The sequence below is a fragment of the Pseudochrobactrum sp. Wa41.01b-1 genome, from assembly GCF_019464455.1.
GTDB lineage: Bacteria > Pseudomonadota > Alphaproteobacteria > Rhizobiales > Rhizobiaceae > Pseudochrobactrum > Pseudochrobactrum saccharolyticum.
On sequence record NZ_CP080493.1, the window covers coordinates 1,685,017 to 1,709,340 of the forward strand.

22 protein-coding genes, 1 other RNA gene and 1 pseudogene are annotated in these 24,324 nt (G+C 52.2%); 10 read left to right on the forward strand and 14 right to left on the reverse strand.

The annotated features are described in order from the left end of the window. Window positions 1-23 precede the first annotated feature (23 nt). A pseudogene (locus K1X45_RS07890) lies at window positions 24-1,991 on the reverse strand (ABC transporter transmembrane domain-containing protein). Window positions 1,992-2,012: 21 nt separating this feature from the next. Here K1X45_RS07890 and rpmE point away from each other — a divergent pair. Continuing rightward, window positions 2,013-2,234 (forward strand): 50S ribosomal protein L31, encoded by a 222-nt coding sequence (gene rpmE / locus K1X45_RS07895; RefSeq protein WP_075657301.1) that lies wholly within the window; start codon window positions 2,013-2,015, stop codon window positions 2,232-2,234. 127 nt (window positions 2,235-2,361) lie between these two features. Here rpmE and K1X45_RS07900 read toward each other — a convergent pair whose 3' ends face one another. Together K1X45_RS07900 and K1X45_RS07905 are read right to left on the reverse strand one after the other, a co-directional pair. Beyond that, complete coding sequence (locus K1X45_RS07900) at window positions 2,362-3,147, reverse strand: glutamate racemase (protein WP_075657300.1); 786 nt, start codon at window positions 3,145-3,147, stop codon at window positions 2,362-2,364. A gap of 319 nt (window positions 3,148-3,466) precedes the next feature. After that, the gene (locus K1X45_RS07905) at window positions 3,467-4,213 is read right to left on the reverse strand and encodes a YebC/PmpR family DNA-binding transcriptional regulator (protein ID WP_022710828.1); all 747 of its coding nucleotides are present in this window, start codon (window positions 4,211-4,213) and stop codon (window positions 3,467-3,469) included. A gap of 385 nt (window positions 4,214-4,598) precedes the next feature. Between K1X45_RS07905 and K1X45_RS07910 the strand changes: the two genes are divergently transcribed. After that, window positions 4,599-5,285 carry a GntR family transcriptional regulator gene (locus tag K1X45_RS07910; protein WP_075657299.1) on the forward strand — a complete coding sequence of 229 codons (687 nt, stop codon included), beginning with the start codon at window positions 4,599-4,601 and terminating at the stop codon, window positions 5,283-5,285. Between the two features lie 342 nt (window positions 5,286-5,627). Further along, window positions 5,628-6,203, forward strand: coding sequence for a biotin transporter BioY (locus K1X45_RS07915; RefSeq protein WP_225685269.1), 576 nt, complete (start codon window positions 5,628-5,630; stop codon window positions 6,201-6,203). Window positions 6,204-6,286: 83 nt separating this feature from the next. On the opposite strand, the gene K1X45_RS07920 is transcribed toward K1X45_RS07915, so the two are convergent. The 6 genes from K1X45_RS07920 to K1X45_RS07945 all read right to left on the reverse strand — a co-directional run bounded on the left by K1X45_RS07920 (window position 6,287) and on the right by K1X45_RS07945 (window position 9,948). Continuing rightward, window positions 6,287-7,033, reverse strand: coding sequence for a TerC family protein (locus K1X45_RS07920; protein WP_075657297.1), 747 nt, complete (start codon window positions 7,031-7,033; stop codon window positions 6,287-6,289). Between the two features lie 389 nt (window positions 7,034-7,422). Further along, on the reverse strand, window positions 7,423-8,247 hold the full coding sequence (locus tag K1X45_RS07925) for a TIGR00282 family metallophosphoesterase (RefSeq protein WP_075657296.1): 825 nt from the start codon (window positions 8,245-8,247) through the stop codon (window positions 7,423-7,425). 37 nt (window positions 8,248-8,284) lie between these two features. Further along, window positions 8,285-8,875, reverse strand: a complete 591-nt coding sequence (locus K1X45_RS07930) for a 5-formyltetrahydrofolate cyclo-ligase (protein WP_075657295.1) — start codon at window positions 8,873-8,875, stop codon at window positions 8,285-8,287. Between the two features lie 90 nt (window positions 8,876-8,965). Continuing rightward, window positions 8,966-9,124: non-coding RNA, 6S RNA (ssrS, locus tag K1X45_RS07935), on the reverse strand. 100 nt (window positions 9,125-9,224) lie between these two features. Continuing rightward, window positions 9,225-9,590, reverse strand: coding sequence for a cell division protein ZapA (locus K1X45_RS07940; protein WP_116089052.1), 366 nt, complete (start codon window positions 9,588-9,590; stop codon window positions 9,225-9,227). An 85-nt stretch (window positions 9,591-9,675) separates the two neighbouring features. Then, complete coding sequence (locus tag K1X45_RS07945) at window positions 9,676-9,948, reverse strand: DUF4164 domain-containing protein (RefSeq protein WP_028233611.1); 273 nt, start codon at window positions 9,946-9,948, stop codon at window positions 9,676-9,678. 416 nt (window positions 9,949-10,364) lie between these two features. Here K1X45_RS07945 and tkt point away from each other — a divergent pair, with 416 nt between their 5' ends. The 3 genes from tkt to pgk all read left to right on the forward strand — a co-directional run bounded on the left by tkt (window position 10,365) and on the right by pgk (window position 14,732). Then, window positions 10,365-12,350: a transketolase gene (gene tkt / locus K1X45_RS07950; protein WP_220160316.1), complete on the forward strand. Its 1,986-nt coding sequence runs from the start codon at window positions 10,365-10,367 to the stop codon at window positions 12,348-12,350. 96 nt (window positions 12,351-12,446) lie between these two features. Next, the gene (gene gap, locus K1X45_RS07955) at window positions 12,447-13,454 is read left to right on the forward strand and encodes a type I glyceraldehyde-3-phosphate dehydrogenase (RefSeq protein WP_075657293.1); all 1,008 of its coding nucleotides are present in this window, start codon (window positions 12,447-12,449) and stop codon (window positions 13,452-13,454) included. Between the two features lie 84 nt (window positions 13,455-13,538). Further along, entirely contained in the window at window positions 13,539-14,732 is a 1,194-nt protein-coding gene (gene pgk, locus K1X45_RS07960) for a phosphoglycerate kinase (protein WP_075657292.1), read from the forward strand. A 60-nt stretch (window positions 14,733-14,792) separates the two neighbouring features. Here the strand turns inward: pgk and K1X45_RS07965 are convergent, their stop codons facing one another. Next, the gene (locus K1X45_RS07965) at window positions 14,793-15,995 is read right to left on the reverse strand and encodes a PQQ-dependent sugar dehydrogenase (protein ID WP_370627096.1); all 1,203 of its coding nucleotides are present in this window, start codon (window positions 15,993-15,995) and stop codon (window positions 14,793-14,795) included. 246 nt (window positions 15,996-16,241) lie between these two features. On the opposite strand from K1X45_RS07965, the gene K1X45_RS07970 reads away from it, so the two are divergent. Continuing rightward, window positions 16,242-17,267: a class I fructose-bisphosphate aldolase gene (locus K1X45_RS07970; RefSeq protein ID WP_075657291.1), complete on the forward strand. Its 1,026-nt coding sequence runs from the start codon at window positions 16,242-16,244 to the stop codon at window positions 17,265-17,267. Window positions 17,268-17,328: 61 nt separating this feature from the next. Here K1X45_RS07970 and K1X45_RS07975 read toward each other — a convergent pair whose 3' ends face one another. Next, window positions 17,329-17,496 carry a hypothetical protein gene (locus K1X45_RS07975; protein WP_022711757.1) on the reverse strand — a complete coding sequence of 56 codons (168 nt, stop codon included), beginning with the start codon at window positions 17,494-17,496 and terminating at the stop codon, window positions 17,329-17,331. Window positions 17,497-17,699: 203 nt separating this feature from the next. Here K1X45_RS07975 and K1X45_RS07980 point away from each other — a divergent pair, with 203 nt between their 5' ends. Further along, window positions 17,700-19,628, forward strand: coding sequence for a propionyl-CoA synthetase (locus K1X45_RS07980; RefSeq protein WP_220160317.1), 1,929 nt, complete (start codon window positions 17,700-17,702; stop codon window positions 19,626-19,628). 71 nt (window positions 19,629-19,699) lie between these two features. Here K1X45_RS07980 and K1X45_RS07985 read toward each other — a convergent pair whose 3' ends face one another. Beyond that, on the reverse strand, window positions 19,700-20,386 hold the full coding sequence (locus tag K1X45_RS07985) for a DUF1013 domain-containing protein (RefSeq protein WP_022709100.1): 687 nt from the start codon (window positions 20,384-20,386) through the stop codon (window positions 19,700-19,702). Window positions 20,387-20,770: 384 nt separating this feature from the next. Continuing rightward, the gene (locus K1X45_RS07990) at window positions 20,771-21,775 is read right to left on the reverse strand and encodes an NAD(P)H-quinone oxidoreductase (RefSeq protein WP_220160318.1); all 1,005 of its coding nucleotides are present in this window, start codon (window positions 21,773-21,775) and stop codon (window positions 20,771-20,773) included. Window positions 21,776-22,169: 394 nt separating this feature from the next. Between K1X45_RS07990 and K1X45_RS07995 the strand changes: the two genes are divergently transcribed. Together K1X45_RS07995 and K1X45_RS08000 are read left to right on the forward strand one after the other, a co-directional pair. Continuing rightward, complete coding sequence (locus K1X45_RS07995; RefSeq protein WP_028233183.1) at window positions 22,170-22,361, forward strand: DUF1192 domain-containing protein; 192 nt, start codon at window positions 22,170-22,172, stop codon at window positions 22,359-22,361. A 242-nt stretch (window positions 22,362-22,603) separates the two neighbouring features. Next, the gene (locus K1X45_RS08000; RefSeq protein WP_220160319.1) at window positions 22,604-23,890 is read left to right on the forward strand and encodes an MFS transporter; all 1,287 of its coding nucleotides are present in this window, start codon (window positions 22,604-22,606) and stop codon (window positions 23,888-23,890) included. Between the two features lie 33 nt (window positions 23,891-23,923). On the opposite strand, the gene K1X45_RS08005 is transcribed toward K1X45_RS08000, so the two are convergent. Further along, complete coding sequence (locus K1X45_RS08005) at window positions 23,924-24,322, reverse strand: helix-turn-helix domain-containing protein (protein WP_116089059.1); 399 nt, start codon at window positions 24,320-24,322, stop codon at window positions 23,924-23,926. Between the last annotated feature and the right edge of the window lie 2 nt (window positions 24,323-24,324).

The window sequence follows — 24,324 nt, forward strand, 5'->3', positions numbered from 1 at the left end:
GCCTGCTGAAATTGCAGGCTTTGTTAATTTACCGCCTGCTGAAATTGCAGGCTGGCTAAACGGGCATAAATCCCGCCGGACTGGCTCAGGCTTGCATGGGTGCCCTGTTCAACAATGCGCCCCTGATCCATAACCAGAATATGATCCGCTTTCAGCACCGTCGCCAAGCGATGCGCAATTACCAGTGTCGTGCGTCCCTGCATCAGATGTTCCAGCGCCTTCTGCACCAGCATCTCACTCTGCGCATCCAATGCCGAAGTCGCTTCATCGAGCAACAGCACCGGCGCATCCCGCAGCAAAGCGCGGGCAATGGCAATGCGCTGACGCTGACCACCGGAAAGCATTACACCGCGTTCACCGACAGGCGCATCATAGCCACCTTCAAGTGCCATGATAAATTCATGCGCCTGCGCAGCCTTTGCTGCAGCTTCAATTTCCGCATCACTGGCATCCGGTCGTCCGAAAGCGATATTTTCACGAATACTGGCAGCAAAAATCGTCACATCCTGCGGCACCAACGCAATATTACCGCGCAGATCATCCAGCGACAATTGCCGCAGATCCTTACCATCCAGCAGGATTTTACCCTGTAGCGGATCATAATAACGCAGCAGCAAGGCGATCAGTGTCGATTTACCGGCACCGGAAGCACCGACGATCGCAACAGTCTTGCCCGGTTCAATCACAAAGCTCACATCGTGAAGGGCTTGTGCATCCGGTCGTGTCGGATAAGCAAATTCCACATGGGAAAATTCAACGCGGCCTTCAGCACGAATAAGTCTGACCGGTTTCGCCGGTGAAGCGACAGCTGATTCTTCATTCAGCAATTCCACCAGCCGCTCCGCCGCACCGGCAGCCTGTGCCAGCTCCGCCCAAACCTCCGACAAAGCACCGAGTGAACCTGCCGCTACCACTGCATAGATCAGAAACTGCCCCAATGTGCCCGCAGACATCCGGCCGTTCATCACATCATGGGAGCCGAACCAAAGCACGGCCACAACGCTGGCGAAGATGATGAAGATTGCAAAAGCAGTCAGGATTGAGCGGGAGAGAATCGATTGCTGTGCCGCATCATAAGCATGATCAACAGCGCCGGTATAATGTGCAATTGCCGGTGCTTCATGGGTAAAAGCCTGTACGGTGCGCACTGCGGCAATTTTTTCTCCCGCATAGGCAGTCGCCAGCGCCAGCTCATCCTGCGCACGGCGTGACCGGCGGCGGACAGAGCGGCCAAAGGCCACTAGCGGCAATACGATGAGCGGAATAGCCGCCAGCACAAGCGCCGACAATTTAGGACTGGTGACCACCATCATCACCACCGCACCGATCACCAGAATCAGATTGCGCAAGGCGATAGAAGCCGTGGCGCCGACCGCAGATTTCACTTGTGTTGTATCGGCTGTCAGGCGGGAAACGATCTCTCCGGACTGCACTTCATCAAAAAAAGCAGGTGAAAGGCGGGTAATATGGGCAAAAACATCGCGCCGCAGATCAGCAACGATGCGCTCCCCCAGCGTAATCACGAAATAATAGCGCGCAGCAGAGGCCACAGCCAGCACCGCAGCCAGAACAATTAGAGCAGCAAAAGACGTATCAACCAGACTGCTCGAAGCCGATATCAACCCGTTATCCAGCAGGCTGCGCACAGCCACAGGCAGAACCAAGGTCGCCATTGCGGCAGTGACCAATGCAACCAGCGCACCGGCAACAGAGCGGGGATATTGACGGACGTAAGGAAAGATTCGCGCCAACGGCTTTAAGGACCGGCGTGGCTTTTTACCGCTCTCGGCCTCAGAAACCGCTTTGTTTTGTAAATTCGTCGCTGTCATTCTGCTTGCTTGCTATATTGCGCCCTTGTTATTAGCTGCTGCCTGATGTATAGGCTCCCCAACCCTTTTGGAAGCCGTAGCCGTATTGTCTGCAGCTTCAATGAGACAAGTGGGCGTATCTGCCGCAGTTCCGGTGATGGCCGGGGCGTGGCTAAATGCCATAAACCTTTCAGGAAGCTGACTATGAAAGCAGACATTCATCCGGATTACCACACCATCAAAGTTGTTATGACTGATGGTACCGAATATTCAACACGCTCCACCTGGGGTAAAGAAGGCGATACGATGAACCTCGATATCGATCCTTTGAGCCATCCGGCATGGACCGGCGGCAACCAGCAGCTGATGGATCGCGGTGGCCGCGTTACCAAGTTCAAGAACCGCTTCGGCAATCTGGGTATCTAATCCTCGATTTCTTGACAAGAATAAAAAAGCTCCGCAATGCGGAGCTTTTTTTATGACCTGTCTCTTTGTTTTGTGCATTTGCCTTACGCAAAACCGGTTCCCACTTTTGCTGGAAATGCACCAGGTTTTAATATGGCCGCACCGGCTCCAGCGGAATATCCACGCCAATCGCGCTGAGCATCTTGCGGAATGTCGCCAGATCATAGCGCTCATCTTCCGTCACCAATGCGCGGATTTTCCCCTGCCCTTTTGTGCCTTGCCCGATCCTTGAAACCATATCTTTGGCAGGATCGAGAAAATGGCACTGCGGACGGGCATTTTCAAAAAACCGGCGCAACCATGGCAGATGTGTACTGGAAAGGGTCAGCACATCAATCTCCGGATATTTGGCAAAAACCTGCGCCAGAAATGCATCAACCGCTGCCTGTGTTTTCTCCGGTGCAAACAGGAACGCACCTGATTCTACCAGCTCCACCATCGGCGAGGCATTAATCAACGCCACACGATCACTATAGGCGCTGTGTTCAGCCACGAATTCACCGATCATCGGACTTTCCACCAGCGACTGAACACCCATGATCCCGACTTGTCCGCTATGGGATAAGCCCCATGCCTCCCGCAAAGGCGGATAGACACCGAAAAGCGGCAGATGAATATCCTGACTGAGCTCCTCCAGCACCATGATCGACGGTGCATTGGAAGCGATCACAATCGCACAAGGATTGAAGCTTGAGAGATAATCAATCGTGCGGCGCATCACCTGAATCAGTTCAGCGCGGCTTTTGCCGCCATAGGGAAAACTGGCACGGTCAGCAAAATAAATAATATCCTGATGCGGCAAGCGGTTACGGATTTCCGCAACGACAGCATAGCTGCCGATACCTGCATCAAAAACAGCAATCGGTCTGTGCATAGATCATTCTCCCGTTTCCGTATTGCGGAACGGTGTCCGCCTCCAGAACGATTTACGCGCGGATTGAATCACAGCAATCGCTCTCGATTCTTAGAGTCGTCGCATTTCATTGCCATCAAACTATTCAACCTGATAAAATCAAGAGTGCCAAGTTATTCAACTTGGCTGTGAAATGCTCCGGCCCGTCTCAGATATGCTCTATCAATTTAGTGTCCCGATTTTACCTGCCAAGGTCAACAGGACGATTATATGGCACAAAAAGCAAAACCTCCGGCAACGTCAGCTGCCGGAGGTTTTAATATTGAGCAAGGATGCTAAATTATACGCTCAGCTTGGCCAGCACTTCTTCGCTGACTTCAAAATTGGCGTAGACGTTCTGCACATCATCATCGTCTTCCAATGTCGAAATCAGACGCAGAACGGACTGTGCCTTTTCTTCGTCAACCGGAGCCGAAGTCTGTGGCTTCCAAACTGCCTTGATGGACTCAGCTTCGCCAAGTGCCGCTTCAAGCGCTTTGGAAACTTCGCCGAGATCTTCAAAAGCACAGATAATGACGTGGCCTTCTTCATCAGACTGCACGTCTTCAGCACCGGCTTCAATCCCTGCTTCCATAACGGTGTCAGCGTCACCGGCAGTAGGCTTATAGACGATCTCGCCAACACGGGAGAACATGAAGCCCACGGAGCCGGTTTCACCCAGCGCACCGCCGGATTTGGTGAAAGCAGCACGCACATTGGATGCGGTACGGTTGCGGTTGTCTGTCAGCGCCTCAACGATAACGGCCACACCACCCGGGCCGTAGCCTTCGTAGCGTACTTCATCATAGTTCTCGGAATCGGCACCGGCAGCTTTTTTGATCGCGCGTTCGATATTGTCCTTTGGCATGGACTGCGCTTTAGCGTTCTGAATTGCCAGACGCAGACGCGCATTCATCGACGGATCAGGCAGACCCTGCTTGGCTGCAACGGTAATTTCGCGTGCAAGCTTGGAGAACATTTTCGACCGCATGGCATCCTGTCTGCCTTTGCGGTGCATAATATTTTTAAACTGTGAATGGCCGGCCATAGCACCCCTGTTCAGGTTCTAAAATTTGGGCACGGGATTGAATATGCGGCGCAGCAAGAGCGAGGCATCCGCATTCATCCCTGCGGAATGTGCGCTTTATAAGGAAAATGGTGCGCCACGTCCAGCCACACCACACCGCACTTCTTTGCAGGCTGCGATAATATCGTCTTTTCATTGCAGATGATAGTTTTTTACACCGGTTCCGAGCCCTGCAACTGGACACGCTCTGATATGCGCCTTATCAATAACGTGAATATATTATGCCGCATCTCTGGCATTATACTCATTCTCAAACCTTTATTTGCCCGTACCTTTATTTGAATCCCAGAATGCTCTATCCACGGGCAAGCTCTGAAACTGCCCGTTAAACCGGATATAGATTGACGTGACCGAACAGCCAGCCGCACCGCGACAGAAAAACGACACGATAGCCGCACAGATCAGCAAGATTCTGTCGCAGCGTATCATCGCCGGTGAACTGGAACCGGGGGCAAAACTGCGTCAGGATCATATTGCTGATGAATTCGGCACCAGCCATGTGCCGGTGCGCGAGGCCTTTCGCCGTCTTGAAGCGCAGGGACTTGCAGTGTCCGAGCCGCGCCGTGGTGTGCGCGTTGCCTCTTTCTCGCTTGCAGAAATCCGCGAAGTTGCGGAAATGCGCGCCGCACTGGAAGTGCTGGCCTTGCGCCATGCTGCACCGCATCTGACCCGCGCCATTCTGGATGAGGCGGAAGAAGCCACCCATGCCGGTGATAATTCCAGTGATGTGCGCTCATGGGAAGCGGCCAACCGCAAATTTCACCGTCTGCTGATTACACCTTGCGCCATGCCGCGTCTGCTGGCGACGATTGATGATCTGCATGATGCCAGCGCACGCTTTCTGTTCGTCTCATGGCGCGCAGAATGGGAAGCCCGTACCGATCACGACCATCTGGCTATTCTTGCAGCCCTGCGGGACGGCGATGTGGAGCAGGCCGCGAATATTCTCACCCGCCATGTGCAGTGGATTGGCCGCAAGCCGGTGACCAGCCCGTCAGGCAAAGTGCGCGATGCCTTTGCGATTGTCGGTTAAAGTAAAACCAATTCCGCATAAATTATCTATAAAATATATCAATTCATAAGTCTCAGAGCAGATGCGGGCAGTTTTAAAACCTGCCCTTGCCCGGCTTACTGCAATCCGCTCTGTTTACGACCCGTCTATAAACAATTTTACGACAATTCTGTCTGGCCAAGTCGCGCAAATTGACCTAATGATTTTTACGATAGATGCGCATTGCAAACTATCTATAATTTTCACCAGAGTGTGTCGCATATCATTTTACCCGCTGCACCCGCTCTCAGTTTTTGTTTATTGCATGATCGTGCCCGTCAAATAAGATCATTTGAATACACATCATGCTATAAGGAGCTTTTCATGTCTCTCGCACATGCAGTTCGCAAACCGGCTTTCAGCCCGCTCAATCTCGACAATCGCAGCGCGGCCATGAAATTATTTGCCGTCATTTCCGGCACCATGATTCTCGCACTGACCTCCCAGATCACAGTGCCTATGCTGCCGGTGCCAATCACCCTGCAGACACTGGTTGTTCCGCTGATCGGCGCACTTTATGGCTGGCGTCTTGGCGCACTGACCGTGCTTGCATGGCTCGGTGAAGCAGCAATGGGCATGCCTGTTCTTGCCGGTGGCAACGGCACCCTGGCCGCTTTTGCAGGCCCGACAGCCGGTTACCTGTTTGCATTCCCTGTTATCGCAGCCCTCACCGGCTATCTGGCCGAACGCGGCTGGAACGGCAGCAGCCTGCCAAAAGCTTTCGCCGCTTTCCTGACAGCCAATATTCTGGCTCTGGTTCTCGGCGCAGCATGGCTGAGCCTGTCAGTCGGCGTTGAAAAAGCTGTACTGGTTGGTGTTACACCATTCCTGATCGGCGCACTGATCAAATCCGCTCTCGGCGCTTCGATCCTGAAAGCTTCTTTCCGTAAAGACGCTTAATCGCTTTTGAGCTTCGGTAAAAATAAAAGCCCCGTTGCAGATCACTGCAACGGGGCTTTTTCATATGCGGATTTTATACTGATTTACTCAGCAGGCTTATTGCGGCGACGTGCCAGCATATTGAGGATTTCGACCAGCGCCGAGAAGCCCATCGCAGCATAGATATAGCCTTTCGGCACATGATAACCGAAGCCATCAGCAATCAGGGTCATACCGATCATCAGCAGGAAGCCCAGCGCCAGCATAACGATTGTCGGGTTCTTACCGATAAAGTGCGACAGCGGGTCAGCAGCCAGCAGCATCACTGTTACAGCACCGACAACAGCAATCACCATGATCACGATCTCATCGGTCATACCAACCGCTGTGATGATACTGTCGACCGAGAAGACCAGATCAAGCAGGAGGATCTGTGTAATTGCAGCACCCATGCTCAATGTCACAACTTTACCTGCACCGGCTTTGGCACCGTCATGAGGATCAACCGTGTGATGAATTTCCTTGGTCGCTTTCCAGACAAGGAACAGACCACCGGCAATCAGAATAATATCGCGCCATGAGAACTGATTACCGAACAGCTCAATCACCGGATCCTTCATCTGTACGATGATGGAAATTGTGAAAAGCAGTCCGAGACGCAGGATCAGCGCAGCACCAATACCGATTTTTCGGGCTTTTGCCTGCTGATGCAGCGGCAGCTTATTGGTGAGGATCGAGATAAAGATCAGATTATCAATGCCGAGAACAATTTCCATGACCAGCAATGTGACCAAGGCAGCCCATCCCGCAGGGCTGTTCAAAAAACCAAAATACTCAGCGAAAAATTCCATTCAGGCGCCCTTTGCGTCGAAGAATTATTGATAGATCTGTAATGTAAGCATATCCGGCAAATACCATGCGGCTCTGCATCAGATAGTGCGCAAAGCCAAAGAGACAGGTGAGCTGCGTCATTTTACTTATGACAAAACAGTTCAAAACTCAGTCCATGTTCCGGTTATAAACCGCCTATACAGGCAATAAAGACTTGAACACGCACAGATATTTTACAATCTCATGAAATCACGAGACAGGCACATGGGAAAAGAATGCCTGTTTTTCAATAAAACAGAAGCCCAACATTTTATTTCTGTCTGAAATATTTCGCATGTTCAGCCAAACAAAAAACCCGCATATCCGTAAAATATGCGGGTCTTATAATTTTATTCAGTAAAATGATACTTCAGCGCCAGAAAGACGGAATGGTTTCTTCAAGCCGAGGTCCGATGCGCAATGGCGCCGCCTTTTCTGCCAGACCTGTACGATCTGAGATTTCAACCCCGATACCGCTGATGGTTGCAGGGCCGCTGGCAGCCTCAAAGCGCCCCTTCGGCACTTTGGAGAGAAAACGGTTGAGCGGCTCTTCTTTGTCCATGCCCAGCGATGAATCATAATCACCGCACATACCGGCATCAGACATATAGGCCGTCCCATTGGTCAGAATCTGGCAGTCAGCGGTCGGTACATGGGTATGCGTTCCCACAACCAGACTGGCGCGACCATCAACAAAATGACCGAAACACTGCTTTTCACTGGTGGCTTCCGCGTGGAAATCAAAGATCACCGCATCTGCCTGTTCACCAAGCGGGCAGGCTCCGAGAATTTCCTCACCGGCCTTAAACGGATCATCCAGATCAGGATGCATGAAAACGCGCCCCATAATATTGGCGACCAGCACGCGCGCACCGTTCTTAGCAATATAGAGACCGGAACCTTTACCCGCAGTACCCTTCGGAAAATTCGCAGGGCGCAAAAAACGATCTTCGCGGCGGGAGAAATCCAGAGCCTCGCGCTGATCCCAGACATGATTGCCGGTGGTCATAACATCGGCACCGGCACGGATGGTCTCATGAAAGATTTCTTCCGTTACCCCGAAACCACCGGCAGCATTTTCACCGTTAACGACGACAAAATCCAGTTTCAGATCAGAAATCAGACCCGGTAATTTTTCAAAAACTGCTGTGCGACCAGAGCGGCCAACCATATCACCCAAGAAAAGAAAACGCATAGATCCTTCAAACCTGCTTTTGGATTTTCCGCAAATATCACACTGGCGATGCCGCAATAAGTCCGGTTTCAGTCAGAATATAATTCAATGCCACATCATGCGGCTCATGGGCTATGTGATCTACCCGTTGGGCATCAAACGCAACACCTATCAGCAGCGGATGCTTATTTTTATGGTGTAAAGCTGCAATTGCACGGTCATAATAGCCCGCACCATAGCCGATCCGGTTGCCTGCACGGTCAAATGCCGCCAGCGGAATCAGCATAATATCGGGATCAACAACCGGCGCATCGGCCGGTGGCCCCATTGTACCAAAGCCCGTCTCAACCAGCGTATCGCCAAATGACAAGGTGCGGAATTCAATAGTTTGCTTATCCAAAATCGCCGGCACACAAAGTGTCATGCCGCGCGCTTCAAGCACCCGCATTAATGGTCGCGGATCAATTTCCGAGCGGATCGGCCAGAAGCCGGAGACACAGGCCTTCTCAGGCAGCGTTATGCCATTCAGAAAGTTCTGAACAATGGTCTCAGAAGCAGTGTTACGGAAAATTTCAGGGAGAGCATTGCGCGCCTGCAGAACGGATTTTCGCAAATCGGCCTTCTGCATTTTCAGATCACCATCCGCCATGCTCTTTTTCCTTTACTTCACTCACCTAAACGCCTCTTTCCGATTAAAACAGAAAGACGCGAAAAAAGGCAAATATGAAAAAGGAAAGAGCGGCGAACCACAGCGACCGATGAAGCGATTGATCCCGGGAACCTACAACGTAGGTGGGCACCATATGAAGAAGCCCTCGAGCCTCCTCAGGGACAGTTCCCTTAGAGATCAATAAGGCCCCGGGGATGTTAAACCTTCTGTCGTGAAGAGCAGTACGCCTGTATTTATTATAGGGATTCTGATGCCCCTGTACCAGAGGGCATTCTCGCGGATACAGATTTTTTTATTCAACTCATCACAATAAATCAGAACTGCCCGATCAATTGCCGCGTGGTGCAATTTTTTTAGCCAGACCTTCAATCTGATGGGCAGCACGTGCCACTGCCTGTGTCAAAGCGCTGTCGCTTTTATCGGCACGGGACAAAGCATCATCACGGGAGCGACGCAGCGTTTCCGCTTCATTTTCCAGCCCCTGCAAGCGTTTTTGCAATTCGGCCAGCTCGTCCATCACCATGATACCGGCCATAACGGTCAGGCGCAGATCGCCGATTTCACCGAAAGAGCCTTTGAGATGCATAACATATTGGTCAAAACGATCAGCCAGACCGGAGAGATGCTCTTCCTGCCCCTCGTCACAGGCCATACGATAGGCTTTGCCATCGATTGTCACTGTTACTGTAGCCATGGGACCTCCGTTCTGCCGTTTTTTATTATTTTGCCGTGCAAGCTATAGAACATAAATAGCTGCTAAATTTTGTCCGGCAAGAGCCTCAACGATCGAGAACCGTGCGGATTGTTTCCATAGCCGTTACCAGTCGCCGCGAGACTTCACGATTGGCCGTCTCCAGCCGCTCGGCACGAGCCTCAGACAAATCAAGTTCCTGTGCCAGTTTGGAGCGGTCAGCATTCATGCGCTGTACTTCTTCTTCCGCTTCCACAAAGTCCCCCTCTTTTTCAAGCCGTAATTCAACAGCCTGCTCAAGAGTAGTCATTGCTTTTTCCAGTTGTTCAATCGCCTGTCTGAGCGTAATTTCTGAAGCCATATTCTTTCCCTTTGCCGATAACGGCTTTTCAAAATAAGGCCGAATCGTCATGCCGGAAGCGGCAGATTTGCCATCACTTTAATAAGCACAATGCTGTGAAGCAACAAATGTCACACAAAGGCGTTAACTCATACACCATATTTACAACGGGGTTTGACAAGCACAGTTGTAACTTCAACCGTTTTAAGCGCGCACACTGTGTCGCATGCAGGCCTGAAATCCCCTGTTATACGTGCAGAATGCCAGCGCTTTGTTGACTCTCTTCATGCAAATGTTATGTGTCGCCAACCCTTGCAGCAGAGCTCTTTTTATCTTTTTACTGCAAGTTATGTCCTAATGCTCACAAATCTGCCGATGTCTGAGGCTAACAGCTCTTTACACATTCTGCAGGCACCACAGGAAAGACAGCCGAAACCATGAGTAATTCCGATAAACAGAACCAGATGGCCAACGCAATCCGCTTCCTGTCTGTGGACGCAGTAGAAAAAGCCAATTCGGGCCATCCGGGCCTGCCGATGGGCGCAGCTGATATTGCGACCACGCTTTACACCCGTTTCATGTCCCATGATCCGCAGAACACCACATGGCCTGACCGTGACCGTTTTGTCCTGTCCGCAGGTCACGGTTCGATGCTGCTTTACTCCCTGATGTATCTGACCGGCTATGAAGACATCACGCTCGACGAAATCAAAAATTTCCGTCAGCTCGGTCACCGCACCGCAGGCCATCCGGAATTCGGCCATGCTGCCGGTATTGAAACCACAACCGGCCCGCTCGGTCAGGGTATTGCCAACGGCGTTGGTATGGCACTGGCAGAACGTATTCTGAATGCAGAATTCGGTGATGCACTTGTCAACCACCACACTTATGTTCTGGTTGGTGACGGCTGTCTGATGGAAGGTATCAGCCAGGAAGCGATTTCGCTGGCCGGTCACCTCAAGCTGAACCGTCTGATCGTTCTCTGGGATGACAATAACATCTCCATCGACGGTCCGATCTCCCTGTCCGATTCCACCAATCAGTGTGCCCGCTTTGAAGCTTCCGGCTGGAACACGCTGAAAGTTGACGGTCATGATCAGGATGCAATTGCCAAGGCTATTGAATTCGCCAAAGCATCTGACAAGCCGACCATGATCGCCTGCAAAACCACCATCGGTTTTGGTTCGCCGCACAAGGCTGGCACCAGCAAGGTTCACGGTTCGCCGCTCGGCGCAGAAGAAATTGCAGCCACCCGCAAGGCACTCGGCTGGGAATATGAGCCATTTGTTGTCCCGCAGGATGTGCTTGATGCATGGCGTCTGGCCGGTCTGAACTCCGCGAAGAAGCGTATCGAATGGGAAAAGCGCTTCGCTGCCGTTGACGCATCGGTTCGTGCAGAATTTGAACGTCGTATGCGCGGCGATCTGCCAAGCGCCTTCGATCAGGCAATCATCGATTATAAGAAAAAGCTCTCGGAAGATAAGCCGAAGGTTGCCACCCGTAAATCTTCGGAAATGGCTCTGGAAGTTATCAACGGCGTTGTACCGGAAACCATCGGCGGCTCCGCAGACCTCACCGGCTCTAACAACACGCTGACCTCGCAGACCAAGCCGATTACACCGGATAATTACCATGGCCGTTTCGTCCATTACGGTATCCGTGAGCTTGGCATGTCCGCTGCAATGAACGGTATGGCGCTGCATGGCGGTGTTATCCCTTATTCCGGCACCTTCCTCTGCTTCTCCGACTATGCGCGTCCGGCTATGCGCCTGTCCTCACTGATGGGCATCCGCGTTGCTTATGTCATGACCCATGACTCCATCGGTCTTGGTGAAGACGGCCCGACACACCAGCCGGTTGAACATCTGGCTGCATTGCGCGCTATTCCGAACCATTTCGTATTCCGTCCGGCTGATGCGGTTGAAACTGCAGAATGCTGGCAGATTGCGCTGAACTCAACAAAAACACCGTCAACACTGGCTCTGACCCGTCAGAACCTGCCGACCGTGCGCACCCAGCACGATGATGACAATCTCTGCGCCTATGGTGCCTATGAACTGGCAACGGCTTCGGATGATGCAAAAGTCACCATCTTCGCCACCGGTTCGGAAGTTGAAATCGCGCTCAATGCCCGCACACAGCTGGAAGCCAAAGGCATTCCAACCCGCGTGGTTTCCGTTCCTTGCTTTGAGCTGTTTGAAAACCAGACAGCAGCCTACCAGAAAGCACTGATTGGTACTGCACCGGTTCGTATTGCGGTTGAAGCTGCAATTTCCATGGGCTGGGAACGCTTCATCGGCGAGAACGGCACATTCATCGGCATGAAGGGCTTCGGCGCTTCCGGCCCGATCAATGATCTCTACAAGCATTTCGGCATCACTGCAGAAGCTGTGGTTGCCGCAGCAGAAGCCAAGCTGGGCTAATTTATCAGGAGTAATCAGGTGACCTGATTACTCCTTTTTCTCTCTCAGCCTGCAAAAGCAGACTGAAAAACATCGAACAGTTTCGGGAGTCATAATATGGCAGTTCGCGTCGCTATTAACGGTTTTGGTCGTATCGGCCGTAACGTCCTGCGCGCCATCATCGAATCGGGTCGTACCGATATCGAAGTTGTAGCAATCAACGATCTGGGTCCGGTTGAAACCAATGCGCATCTGCTGCGCTATGACAGCGTTCACGGCCGTTTTCCGGCAGAAGTGACTGTCAAAGGCGACACCATCAATGTTGGCCGCGGCGCGATGAAAGTTCATGCTGTGCGCAATCCTGCTGAACTGCCATGGGCAGCTGAAGGCGTGGACATTGCTCTGGAATGCACCGGTATTTTCGCAACCCGCGATAAAGCTGCTGCTCATCTGGAAGCCGGTGCAAAGCGCGTTATCGTTTCCGCGCCTGCGGACAATGCTGACCTGACCGTTGTTTACGGTGTCAACCATGACAAGCTGAGCAAAGATCATCTGGTCATTTCCAACGCTTCCTGCACCACCAACTGCCTTGCACCGGTGGCTCAGGTTCTCAATGACGCAATCGGCATTGAAAAAGGCTTCATGACCACGATCCACTCCTATACCGGTGACCAGCCGACGCTGGATACCATGCATAAGGATCTGTATCGTGCCCGCGCTGCTGCCCTGTCGATGATCCCGACTTCAACCGGTGCGGCTAAAGCTGTTGGTCTGGTTCTGCCGGAACTCAAAGGCAAGCTCGACGGCGTTGCAATCCGCGTACCAACCCCAAATGTTTCCGTTGTTGACCTGACATTTGAAGCAAAGCGCTCCACAACTGTTGAAGAAATCAACAATGCAATCCGCGAAGCTGCCAATGGCCGCCTCAAAGGCATTCTCGGCTTTACTGATGAGCCGCTGGTTTCCATCGACTTCAACCACAACCCGCATTCATCTGTATTCCATATGGATCAGACCAAAGTTATGGACGGCACTATGGTGCGTATCCTGACCTGGTACGACAATGAATGGGGCTTCTCAAACCGCATGAGCGATACTGCGGTTGCGCTTGGCAAGCTGATCTAAGCTTCTGCTCGGACCAAATATGCCGAAGCCGCGTGACCTCACTGGACGCGCGGCTTTTTTATTCCGCAAAACCGGAGACCTCTTATGAATTTCCGCACTCTTAAAGACGCAGATGTTGCTTCAAAACGCGTGCTTGTCCGCGTAGACCTGAACGTACCGATGCAGGACGGCAAAGTCTCGGACACCACCCGTATCGACCGCATTATCCCGACCATCAATGCTTTGCGTGAACGTGGCGCCAAAGTCATTCTGCTTGCGCATTTCGGTCGCCCGAAAGGCGAAGTCAAAGCTGAATTCTCGCTGGAACAGATCGTGCCTGCTTTGGCACATGCCGTTAAGCACCATGTCGCTTTCGCCAAAGACTGTATCGGTGATGCAGCTGCTGCAGCCGTTAACGCCATGAAAGACGGCGATGTTCTGCTCCTTGAAAACACCCGTTTTCATAAGGGCGAAGAAAAGAACGATGCCGATTTCGTCAAGGCGCTCGCTGCCAATGGCGATATCTATGTCAATGATGCTTTCTCGGCTGCGCACCGCGCCCATGCCTCGACCGAAGGTCTGGCGCATGTTCTGCCTGCTTTTGCCGGTCTGACCATGGAAGCCGAGCTGACTGCACTGGAAAAAGGCCTCGGCCAGCCAGCCCGTCCGGTAATCGCGATTGTCGGCGGCGCCAAAGTCTCCACCAAGATCGACCTGCTTTCCAACCTCGTTGAAAAGGTTGATGCTCTGGTGATCGGCGGCGGTATGGCCAATACTTTCCTTGCAGCACAAGGCCACAATGTCGGTAAATCGCTCTGCGAACATGATCTGGCCGATACAGCCCGTGCGATCATGGCAAAAGCGGATAGCGCCAATTGCGCGATTATCCTGCCGGTTGATGCTGTGGTTGCATGGCATTTTGCAGCGGATGCCCCGCACCAGAATTATGGTGTGGATGCCATCCCGCATGACGGCATGATGCTGGATGTGGGCCCGCTCTCGGTTGACCGCATCAATGCGGCAATCAGCGATGCCTCCACTCTGGTCTGGAACGGCCCGCTCGGTGCTTTTGAACTGCATCCTTTTGATGCGGCAACCGTATCCGCAGCCAAACATGCAGCAGAACGCACCAAACAGGGCAAGCTGGTTTCCGTTGCCGGCGGCGGTGATACTGTTGCAGCGCTGAACCACGCCAAAGTCAGCGATGACTTCTCCTATGTCTCCACTGCAGGCGGCGCTTTCCTTGAATGGATGGAAGGCAAACCGCTTCCGGGTGTAGACGTGCTGAAAGCAAAATAAGACATATCAGAAAATCAAAAAAGCCCGCTGAGTTTCAGCGGGCTTTTTTTTAATATCTGATCATTTCGGTGTCAGGCGTAGTAACCGCCCCGGAATATCATCTTCGATCACATAGACGGAACCGTCTTTGGCAATCGCCACATCGCGGATACGGTTTTCCATATCATAGCGTTCCGCTTCATCGGCACTGCCATCCTCTTTGAACTCAACCCGTATCAAAGCCATGGAAGCAAGGCCGCCGATCAGAGCAGAGCCTTTCCAGTTTTTGAACAAACTTCCCTCGTAAAATACCAGTCCGGCAGGGGCAATCACCGGTGTCCAATAAACAACCGGCGGTTCAAATTCCGGTCTTGTCTCATGATGCGGGATCGGCTCACCACTATATTGCGTGCCATTCGACACCACCGGCCAGCCGTAATTCAAGCCCTGTTTAATCAGGTTCAGCTCGTCCCCGCCTTTGGGGCCCATTTCATGCAGCCATAATTTGCCATCGGGAGCAAAAGCCAGTCCGTAAGGATTGCGATGGCCGGTTGTCCATGTCAGCGCCCGTGCATTATCCTCATCCTGCCCTGCCAGATCGGCACGCGGATTATCCTGCGGCACAGAACCGTCGCGGTTAAAGCGCAGCACTTTACCCAGAGCCAGTTTCGGGTCTTGCGCGGTTTTCGGATTCATCCGGTCACCGGAGCTTAAATACAGATATTTTCCGTCCGGTGAGAAAGCGATAATGCCGCCCGGTTGCCCCCATTTGCTTTTCGGCAGCTGCCGCCACATCACAGTCAGATCATCGAGCGAAGCTTTGCCATCCTTTTCGCTCAATTTTGCCCGTGCCAGCACCAGCGAGCTGACAATATCTTTCCCGCTGCGTTCCGGCTCAGCATAGGTGAAATAGACCAGCCGGTCAGAGGCAAAATCCGGTGAAACAGCAATATCCAGCAGGCCGTTCTGACCTTCAAAAGACACGGCAGGCACATTGCTGACTTCGGTCTTTTTACCGGTCCGATCCGTCAGAAAAATATGTCCGGCTTTTTCCGTTACCAGCAGACGCTGATCCGGTAAAAAAGCAATCGCCCACGGCGTATTAAATTCGGCAATTTCCTGCACTTTAAACGGATTTTCAGCAACTGCTGCGCGGCCACCGGCATTAACAGATTGGGATGCAAAAACCGGCGGACTGAACAGGCTGGCAGCTATTGCAGAGGCCAGAAAATAACGAATGCCTGCATGTTTCAGACCTGTAATCTTGACGCGTCCGTTCAGCACGCTCTCCCCCTTGACCGGTTGATTATGACTGGCTGTATCAAACGCAATCCGGCGGCTGTTGACAAGTCTGTTGTGCAGATAAACTTATCCGGTAATTTTAACCAGTTTTAAGAAAACTTGTCCGAACTTAATCGGTTAAAATTAATTCAATCGGTTCAAGTGCTTGGCACAGTATTTGTTTTATCCGGCACATCTGCTATCGGCAGGGTACCAATTTCCAACGCCCTTCTTAACACGGAGTTTTTTATGAGCGAACGTCTCGAAGATATTGCAGTTGCCATGGTAGCAAAAGGCAAAGGCATTCTTGCCGCCGATGAAAGCTCCGGTACTATCAAGAAGCGCTTTGACAGCATCAATCTGACTTCGACAGAAGATGCGCGCCGCGATTACCGCGAAATGCTGTTCCGCGCAGATGATGCGATGAAGAACTACATTTCCGGCGTTATTCTCTATGATGAAACCCTGCGTCAGAGCGCCCGTGACGGCACTCGTCTTGCAGACCTCATCAAAGCAGCCGGCTCTATCCCAGGTATCAAGGTTGATGCCGGTGCCAAGTCTCTGGCCGGTTTTGCTGACGAAACCATCACCGAAGGTCTTGATGGCCTGCGTGAACGCCTGAACGAATATTACGAACTCGGCGCACGTTTTGCCAAATGGCGCGGTGTTATCGCAATTTCCGACAAGCTGCCGACATGGGGCGCAGTGCGTCAGAATGCACAGGCACTGGCTCGCTATGCAGCTCTGTGTCAAGAAGCCGGTATCGTGCCGATCGTTGAGCCGGAAATCCTGATGGACGGCGTACCGGGCGACCATTCGATTGAGCGTTGCTATGAAGTGACCGATCTGGTTCTGAAAACCGTTTTCAACGAACTCTATGATGCCCGCGTTAAGCTTGAAGGTATGATCCTCAAGCCAAACATGGTTATCGACGGCAAGAACGCTCGTAAGGCTTCTGTGGAACAGGTTGCTGAACTCACCGTTCGCGTACTGAAAGCCAATGTTCCTTCCGCAGTTCCGGGCATTGCATTCCTCTCCGGCGGCCAGTCGGATGTTGAAGCAACTGCACATCTCTCCGCAATGAATGCCGGTTATGATATGCCTTGGAACCTGACCTTCTCCTATGGTCGCGCTCTGCAGGCTGCTGCCATCAAGGCATGGGGCGGTAAAGACGAAAACGTTCCTGCAGCACAGGCTGCCTTCACCCATCGCGCCCGTATGAACGGCCTTGCCGCGACCGGCGCATGGACTGAAGCACAGGAAAAGAATGCTTAATCAGTATTACTGATGCATTGAAAAAGCCCGCGTTTAACGCGGGCTTTTTTATATCTGACCTTTAATAACCGGTATGAGCCTGCAGCAAGACTGTAATCATCATCACCGCAATGGCCGCAACGGCGATTTTCCAGAAATCACTGCGCCGCTTCAACCCCGGCAGTCCCAATGGCTTAAGCAAATGCAATCCCATCAGGATCAGCAATAAAACCGGTGCAATCTTTGCCATTGCGCATCCTCTGAATATTATTGCGGCCTGACTTGTATCTTGCCCCCTCTTTAGTCGAATGGACGTCACTTTAACAGTGTGGATTAATATCAGCTGAGGAGAATGGCGTAGTTTATATTTTTCAAAACCGCACAAAGATCCGGTGAAAGTTATTCTGCGCCTGAGAGGTGCAAGCACAGCTTGCATTGCAATGGGAGGAATACATGACTTCGGCTTATCCCGAAATTTATCAGGCATGGAAAAATGATCCCCAAACTTTCTGGGGCAAGGCATCTGCACTCATTGACTGGTATAAACCAGCGACAAAAATCTTTGATCCTGCACAAGGCCCTTACGGACGATGGTTTGCAGGCGCTGCATGCAACACCTGCTACAACATGCTCGACCGTCATATCGAGGCCGGTCGTGGTGATGTTCCCGCTATTCTCTATGACAGTCCTGTCAGCGGCCAGAAGGCTCGTTTCACCTATAGCGAGACTCTGGAACAGGTGATGCGGCTCAGTGCCGTGATGCGGGATTTCGGCATTCAAAAAGGCGATCGGGTACTGATTTATATGCCGATGGTGCCGCAGGCATTATTTGCCATGATGGCCTGTGCCCGCCTTGGTGCAATTCATTCTGTAGTCTTTGGCGGTTTCTCAGCCGATGAGCTGGCAGCACGTATTGATGACGCCACCCCTGCCCTGATTATCGCCAGTTCCTGCGGGCTGGAAGCCAATAAGACAGTCAGCTACAAACCGCTGCTCGACAAAGCGATCACCACAGCCAAACATCAGGTAAAGCATTGTCTGATCCATCAGCGCGAACAATATCGCTGCGAGCTCATCACAGGCCGCGATCACGATTTTACAGAGCTTTGTGAGCAGACAGCAGGACGTGATGTGCCTTGTACTCCGGTTGCCGCCACCGATCCGCTTTATATTCTCTACACTTCCGGTACCACAGGCAAACCCAAGGGCGTTGTGCGCGATAATGGCGGCTATATGGTTGCGCTCGCATGGTCGATGGGCGCACTTTATGGCATTCATGCAGGTGATATTTTCTGGACAGCATCGGATATCGGCTGGGTGGTCGGCCATTCCTATATTGTCTATGCCCCGCTGCTGATCGGCGCCACAACAGTGCTGTTTGAAGGCAAACCGGTCGGCACGCCCGATGCCGGTACATTCTGGCGGGTGGTTGCTGAGCACAAGGTGAAAGTGCTGTTCACTGCACCAACCGCTCTTCGCGCGATTAAGCGAGAAGACCCTGAAGGCAAGCTGCTGCATCAATATGATCTCTCCAGCCTTGAAGCACTGTATCTTGCCGGAGAGCGTGCAGACCCGAATACGCTGGAATGGGCAGAGCAGATGCTCAACCGCCCTGTGATCGATCATTGGTGGCAAACCGAAACCGGCTGGCCGATTGCCGGTAATCCGCGCGGCCTTGGCATATTGCCGGTCAAACACGGCTCAACTTGCGTGCCAATGCCCGGTTACGATGTGCAGGTACTGGATGATGCAGGCCATCCGTCGAAAACCGGCGAGCTCGGCAATATTGTCATCAAACTGCCGATGCCGCCCGGCTGTCTGCCGACTTTATGGCAGGCCGACCAGCGCTTCTATGAAGCCTATCTTGATGAATTCAAAGGCTATTATAAATCCGCTGATGCCGGTTACATGGATGAAGACGGCTATATTTTCATCATGAGCCGCACTGATGACATCATCAATGTTGCGGGACATCGCCTGTCTACCGGCTCGATGGAAGAGGTGATTGCCGGTCACCCACAGGTCGCAGAATGTGCGGTGATCGGCATTGCCGATAAGCTCAAAGGACAAATCCCTTGCGGCTTCATCGTGCTCAAGGCCGGTGTGACGCAAGCCCATAGTGAGATTGAAGCAGAATGTGTGGAACGGGTACGCGATCAGATCGGGCCTGTTGCCGCGCTGCGCACAGTTCTGACAGTCAATAAATTACCCAAAACCCGCTCCGGCAAAATTCTGCGCTCCACCATGCAGAAAATCGCCGATCACGAGCCATGGAAAATGCCTGCAACGATTGAAGATCCGCAGACACTGGATGATATCCGTGACTGCCTTCATCAACGTGGCATCGGCACCTGCTCCGAAGCAACAAAACCTGCGGCCTGACAATTATCAGATACAAAAAAAGCCGCCGGAGATGATCCGGCGGCTTTTCAAAACTATAGCACAAGCTGATCTTACAGATCGTCTTCTTCGTCTTCCGGTGCGCTCTTCATCGAAGAAAGCTTGGCGAAGACTTTATCCGCATCCAGCTCATCCGATTCGTCATTGCGGCTGTAATCCAGATTTTCTGTTGCCGATGCCGGCAGCAATGTATCACCGGATTCCGGCTCAATCGGACGATTGCGCGCTGCGCGGTCAACTTCGATATCCAGATCAATCTGCGAGCAGAGACCCAGTGTTACCGGATCCATCGGCTGAAGGTTAGCCGAGTTCCAGTGAGTGCGGTCACGAATCTGTTCGATGGTGGATTTGGTGGTGCCGATCAGACGGGAAATCTGGGCATCTTTCAGTTCCGGATGGTTACGCACCAGCCAGAGAATCGCATTCGGACGATCCTGACGCTTGGACAAAGGCGTATAACGCGGGCCTTTACGTTTGGCTTCCGGTACACGCACTTTTGGTTCGGACAGTTTCAGACGGTAATTAATGTCTTTTTCAGCCCGTGCGATTTCTTCACGGGAAAGCTGGCCGGTGATGACCGGATCAAGACCTTTGATACCCTGTGCAGCTTCACCATCCGCAATCGCTTTCACTTCAAGCACATGCAGTTTGCAGAAAGTTGCAATCTGGTCAAAAGACAGAGCAGTATTATCGACAAGCCATACGGCTGTTGCCTTAGGCATAAGAAGCTGAGTGGCCATAAGATATAATCCTCTCGTTCGCCCGCTCCGGTAGCGCGGGACGTGGGGTAAACCACAATTTCCGGGAATTCGTTCCCTCTATAACCAAATTTTACACAATGAGCAAGAAAACCCTGCACAGGAATTCAGCGCATTTGTAACTCACTCCCCCTGTTTGCAGGGAGATTTCGGTTATGACGTGCCGAAAATGGTGTTTTTTGAGAACCGGAGCGGAGTGTAGCATTGAGCATTTCCAGCAAAAGTGCATAGCGGTTTTGCGTAGGACAATGCGACAAAACAAAAAACAGAGCGGTTCCAACGATTCCTTTTAAACCGGAACCGCTCCAGTACATGAGCACCGGACTCACAGAAAAACGCCATTTTCAGGCCGCCAGAGGCGAAATATCAACCGACGTCGAGGACAATTTTGCCGATATGATTGCCCTCTTCCATGCGCTCATGGGCGCGCCAGGCATCTTTCAGCGGGTAGATCATATCCATCACCGGAGAAATAGTGCGGCTTGCCAGCAACGGCCAGACTTTTGATTCCAGTTCCGCTGCAATCTGCGCTTTGAAAGCCACATCACGCGCACGCAGGGTCGAACCGGTATGGGTCAGACGCTTGGTCATCAGCTTGGCAAAATTGGCTTTCGCCTTGGCACCACCAAGAAAAGCGATCTGCACAATGCGCCCCTCAATCGCCGCGGCGTCATAATTACGGTCAACATAATCACCGCCAACCATATCAAGAATAACATCTGCACCCTTATTATTGGTTGTAGCTTTAACCTGCTCGACAAAATCCTGCTCGCGGTAATTAATCGCAACATCCGCTCCAATCTTCAGACAGGCGGAGCATTTTTCCGCAGAGCCGGCCGTCACAATCACTTTGGCACCCAGCGCTTTACCAAGCTGAATTGCCGTTGTGCCGATACCGGAACTGCCGCCGTGAATCAGCAATGTCTCGCCGGCCTGCAACTGCCCGCGCTGCACCACATTGTGCCAGACGGTAAAAAGTGTTTCCGGCAGAGCCGCCGCTTCCACATAACCATAACCGGAAGGCAGCGGCAGTGCATTACCTTCACAAACCACGGCATATTCAGCATAACCGCCGCCTGCCAAAAGGGCAGTCACCGCATCGCCGACCTTATAACGCTGCACATCTGTGCCAATAGCCACCACATCACCGGCCACTTCCAGCCCCGGCAAATCTGAAGCACCGGCTGGCGGCGGATAATGCCCCTGTCGTTGCAGCACATCAGGACGGTTCACTCCGGCAGCTTTCACACGGATCAGAATTTCGCCTTTACCCGGATGCGGCACGGCACGCCTGACCGATTTCAGTACCGATGGCGCACCGGCCTGTTCAATCGCAATTGCCATCATCTGGGAAGCAAGTTCCGTTGTCATATCCGCTCCTTAAATTCTCTGATCCGCCCAAAGCGCTTTCCCTGATCTAGTGGTCAGATTACGGCATTTGCGCCCGTTCATGACAGGCGCAGAGCAAATGTCGCAATCAAAAAGACCACTAGCAACTAAATAATGCTAGTGGATTTTTCGAATTTGCCGTTTGAAACAACATTTGTGTCGACGGGAGCTCAAACGGCAAATTCAATCCACTAGCCATATTATGTAGAAAAAATGCAATCTATAAAAATCATATCGCTAATGATGCAGGTTTATGAGATGCTGAAAACTTATGTGGCCTGCCCGCCCTGCATTTAAAGGCTGACAGGTCACGAATATTGCGAACCATATTGAAAGCTGCCGTGGACAGGCTGCAGCAGGAAGTGAGGAAAACGCCATGTTCTTTGATGATAATGCGCAGGAGACAACAACCTATAATCACCATATCGGTGAGGATGTGACCCTGCTTTCAGCGGCTGAAATCGACAATCGCATTGCCTTGCTTAAAGCGGAGATCCGTCGGTTGGAAACTGATCGCAATGACAGGAATCGCAGCCGTGCGGCTGCTGAGGCACTGTTTCGCCTGTAAGCCTTTGCTATTTCCGGATACACCATAGTTTCAGAACCTCTGCTCTCAAACAGGCGGAGGTTCTTTTTATTTTACCTGACACAATATCTCATCAATACAAAGCCTTGCACTCTTTCAAGTGATAGGTCAGCATGGTTACACTCAATCTGTCCGAAGCGGCAATTTCACCTTGCAGTTTCGGACGAACAGGTTTCAAGATCAGAAAACTGTAAAATAGCCTGCAATAGAATAAAGGATTCTGCGTGTTCCGTTCCTATGTCCAGATTTTCGCACTGCTTTGCGGCACCGCTTTTCTGCTGATCGGTTCAGGTCTGCACGGTCTTTTATTGCCACTGCGCGGAAATGTGGAAGGCTTCTCGGTCACGGCTCTGGGTCTGATCGGTACAACATGGGCAGGCGGTTTCGTTGCTGGCTGTATTTTTGCACCGCGCCTGGTGCGCCGTGCCGGACATGTGCGGGCTTTCGGCTTTTTCGCATCCACTGCGGCAATTGTGGTTTTGCTGACCGGCCTGATGGTTGACGCTTCAATCTGGGTGGTTCTGCGCGCCATTACCGGTTTTGCGATGGCCGGTATTTTCATGGTCATTGAAAGCTGGCTGAATGAAAAAGCCACCAATGAAACACGCGGTAAAATTTTCGGCCTCTATATGATGGTCAACTACGGTGCCGTCATGACCGGCCAGATGCTGGTGATTACCGGCGATGTCGAAGGCAGTTCGCTGTTCATGATTGCCGCGATCTTCTTCTGCCTTGCGCTGCTGCCAACCGCAGCTTCCAAAGCATCTTCGCCGCGCCCGCTGACCGAAGTGCAGCTTGATCTGAAAAAGCTTTATGCCAATTCACCGGTTGCCTTTGTCAGCGTGATCCTAATCGGCATTGCCAATGGTGCATGGGGTACACTCGGTGCGGTTTTCGGCTCGCTCAGCGGTATTGATAAAACCACAATCGCACTGATGGTCAGCTTCACCATTGCTGCCGGTGCATTAATGCAAATCCCTGTCGGACGCTTTTCCGACCGTATCGACCGCCGCTATGTCATGGCCAGCGTGGCCGGTTCTGCCGCTCTTATCGGTTTTCTGATTTTTGCAATCGCACCAACCAACGGCACACTCATTCTGGTCATGACCGCATTATACGGTTCGCTTGCTTATGCGATTTATCCGGTTGCCGTTGCCCACGCCAATGACCACGCAACACCTGAGACTTTCGTCAAGGTTTCCGGCGGTCTGCTACTGCTTTATGGTTTCGGCACCATGCTCGGGCCGCTGATTGCTGCGGAAGCGATGAATAATTTATGGCCTTCCGGCCTGTTTCTGGTGACGGCGGTCTCGCATATTGCCATTGCCGGTTATGCTATTCTGCGCTCGCGTAAACGCGCCTCGCCTTTGCCATCAGAAAAAGAACAGTTCCAGAGCATGGCTGCGGAACGCCCTGCCACACAGGAAAGTGTGCTGCTTGATCCGCGCTCTGAGGCTGCACAGGAAGAGAAATCCGCCCCTGTACCGGAACCGGCGAAATCAGAGAACTGACACACGGACAGTTAGCCCTTTTACCCGATATAGCTATTTACGCGCATGAAGTGCTGCCTGCATCAGCCTGCGGAATTTCGGACATTCCGTATGGGTTTCTGCAGGGCATTCAGCTACATGCCGCAAGGCTTTGCTGAGTGTTGTCAGCTGGCGGACCTGCAAATCCAGCTGGTCTGCCCGCTGATGCAGCGCCTGCCGCGGCAGATCAGCCGAACCGTCTTTTCCGAACATGCCTTTCATCTCGGACAGCGGAAAGCCTGCTATCTTCCCCAGCGAAATCAAAGCCAGTTGCTGCAGCACTTCCGGTGCATATTGACGGCGCAAACCATGGCGGCTGAAGGATTCGATCAGACCGATCTCCTCATAATAACGGAGTGCGGAAGGTGACACTCCGCTCTTCTCCGCCAGCACACCTATATCAAGAAGTTTCATAC

Excerpts from the sequence above, each read along its gene's own strand:
- rpmE (WP_075657301.1), top strand. The coding sequence starts at position 2,013 with ATGAAAGCAGACATTCATCCGGATTACCACACCATCAAAGTTGTTATG.
- K1X45_RS07900 (WP_075657300.1), bottom strand. The coding sequence starts at position 3,147 with ATGCACAGACCGATTGCTGTTTTTGATGCAGGTATCGGCAGCTATGCT.
- K1X45_RS07905 (WP_022710828.1), bottom strand. The coding sequence starts at position 4,213 with ATGGCCGGCCATTCACAGTTTAAAAATATTATGCACCGCAAAGGCAGA.
- K1X45_RS07915 (WP_225685269.1), top strand. The coding sequence starts at position 5,628 with ATGTCTCTCGCACATGCAGTTCGCAAACCGGCTTTCAGCCCGCTCAAT.
- K1X45_RS07920 (WP_075657297.1), bottom strand. The coding sequence starts at position 7,033 with ATGGAATTTTTCGCTGAGTATTTTGGTTTTTTGAACAGCCCTGCGGGA.
- K1X45_RS07925 (WP_075657296.1), bottom strand. The coding sequence starts at position 8,247 with ATGCGTTTTCTTTTCTTGGGTGATATGGTTGGCCGCTCTGGTCGCACA.
- K1X45_RS07930 (WP_075657295.1), bottom strand. The coding sequence starts at position 8,875 with ATGGCGGATGGTGATCTGAAAATGCAGAAGGCCGATTTGCGAAAATCC.
- K1X45_RS07940 (WP_116089052.1), bottom strand. The coding sequence starts at position 9,590 with ATGGCTACAGTAACAGTGACAATCGATGGCAAAGCCTATCGTATGGCC.
- K1X45_RS07945 (WP_028233611.1), bottom strand. The coding sequence starts at position 9,948 with ATGGCTTCAGAAATTACGCTCAGACAGGCGATTGAACAACTGGAAAAA.
- tkt (WP_220160316.1), top strand. The coding sequence starts at position 10,365 with ATGAGTAATTCCGATAAACAGAACCAGATGGCCAACGCAATCCGCTTC.
- gap (WP_075657293.1), top strand. The coding sequence starts at position 12,447 with ATGGCAGTTCGCGTCGCTATTAACGGTTTTGGTCGTATCGGCCGTAAC.
- pgk (WP_075657292.1), top strand. The coding sequence starts at position 13,539 with ATGAATTTCCGCACTCTTAAAGACGCAGATGTTGCTTCAAAACGCGTG.
- K1X45_RS07970 (WP_075657291.1), top strand. The coding sequence starts at position 16,242 with ATGAGCGAACGTCTCGAAGATATTGCAGTTGCCATGGTAGCAAAAGGC.
- K1X45_RS07975 (WP_022711757.1), bottom strand. The coding sequence starts at position 17,496 with ATGGCAAAGATTGCACCGGTTTTATTGCTGATCCTGATGGGATTGCAT.
- K1X45_RS07980 (WP_220160317.1), top strand. The coding sequence starts at position 17,700 with ATGACTTCGGCTTATCCCGAAATTTATCAGGCATGGAAAAATGATCCC.
- K1X45_RS07985 (WP_022709100.1), bottom strand. The coding sequence starts at position 20,386 with ATGGCCACTCAGCTTCTTATGCCTAAGGCAACAGCCGTATGGCTTGTC.
- K1X45_RS07990 (WP_220160318.1), bottom strand. The coding sequence starts at position 21,775 with ATGACAACGGAACTTGCTTCCCAGATGATGGCAATTGCGATTGAACAG.
- K1X45_RS07995 (WP_028233183.1), top strand. The coding sequence starts at position 22,170 with ATGTTCTTTGATGATAATGCGCAGGAGACAACAACCTATAATCACCAT.
- K1X45_RS08005 (WP_116089059.1), bottom strand. The coding sequence starts at position 24,322 with ATGAAACTTCTTGATATAGGTGTGCTGGCGGAGAAGAGCGGAGTGTCA.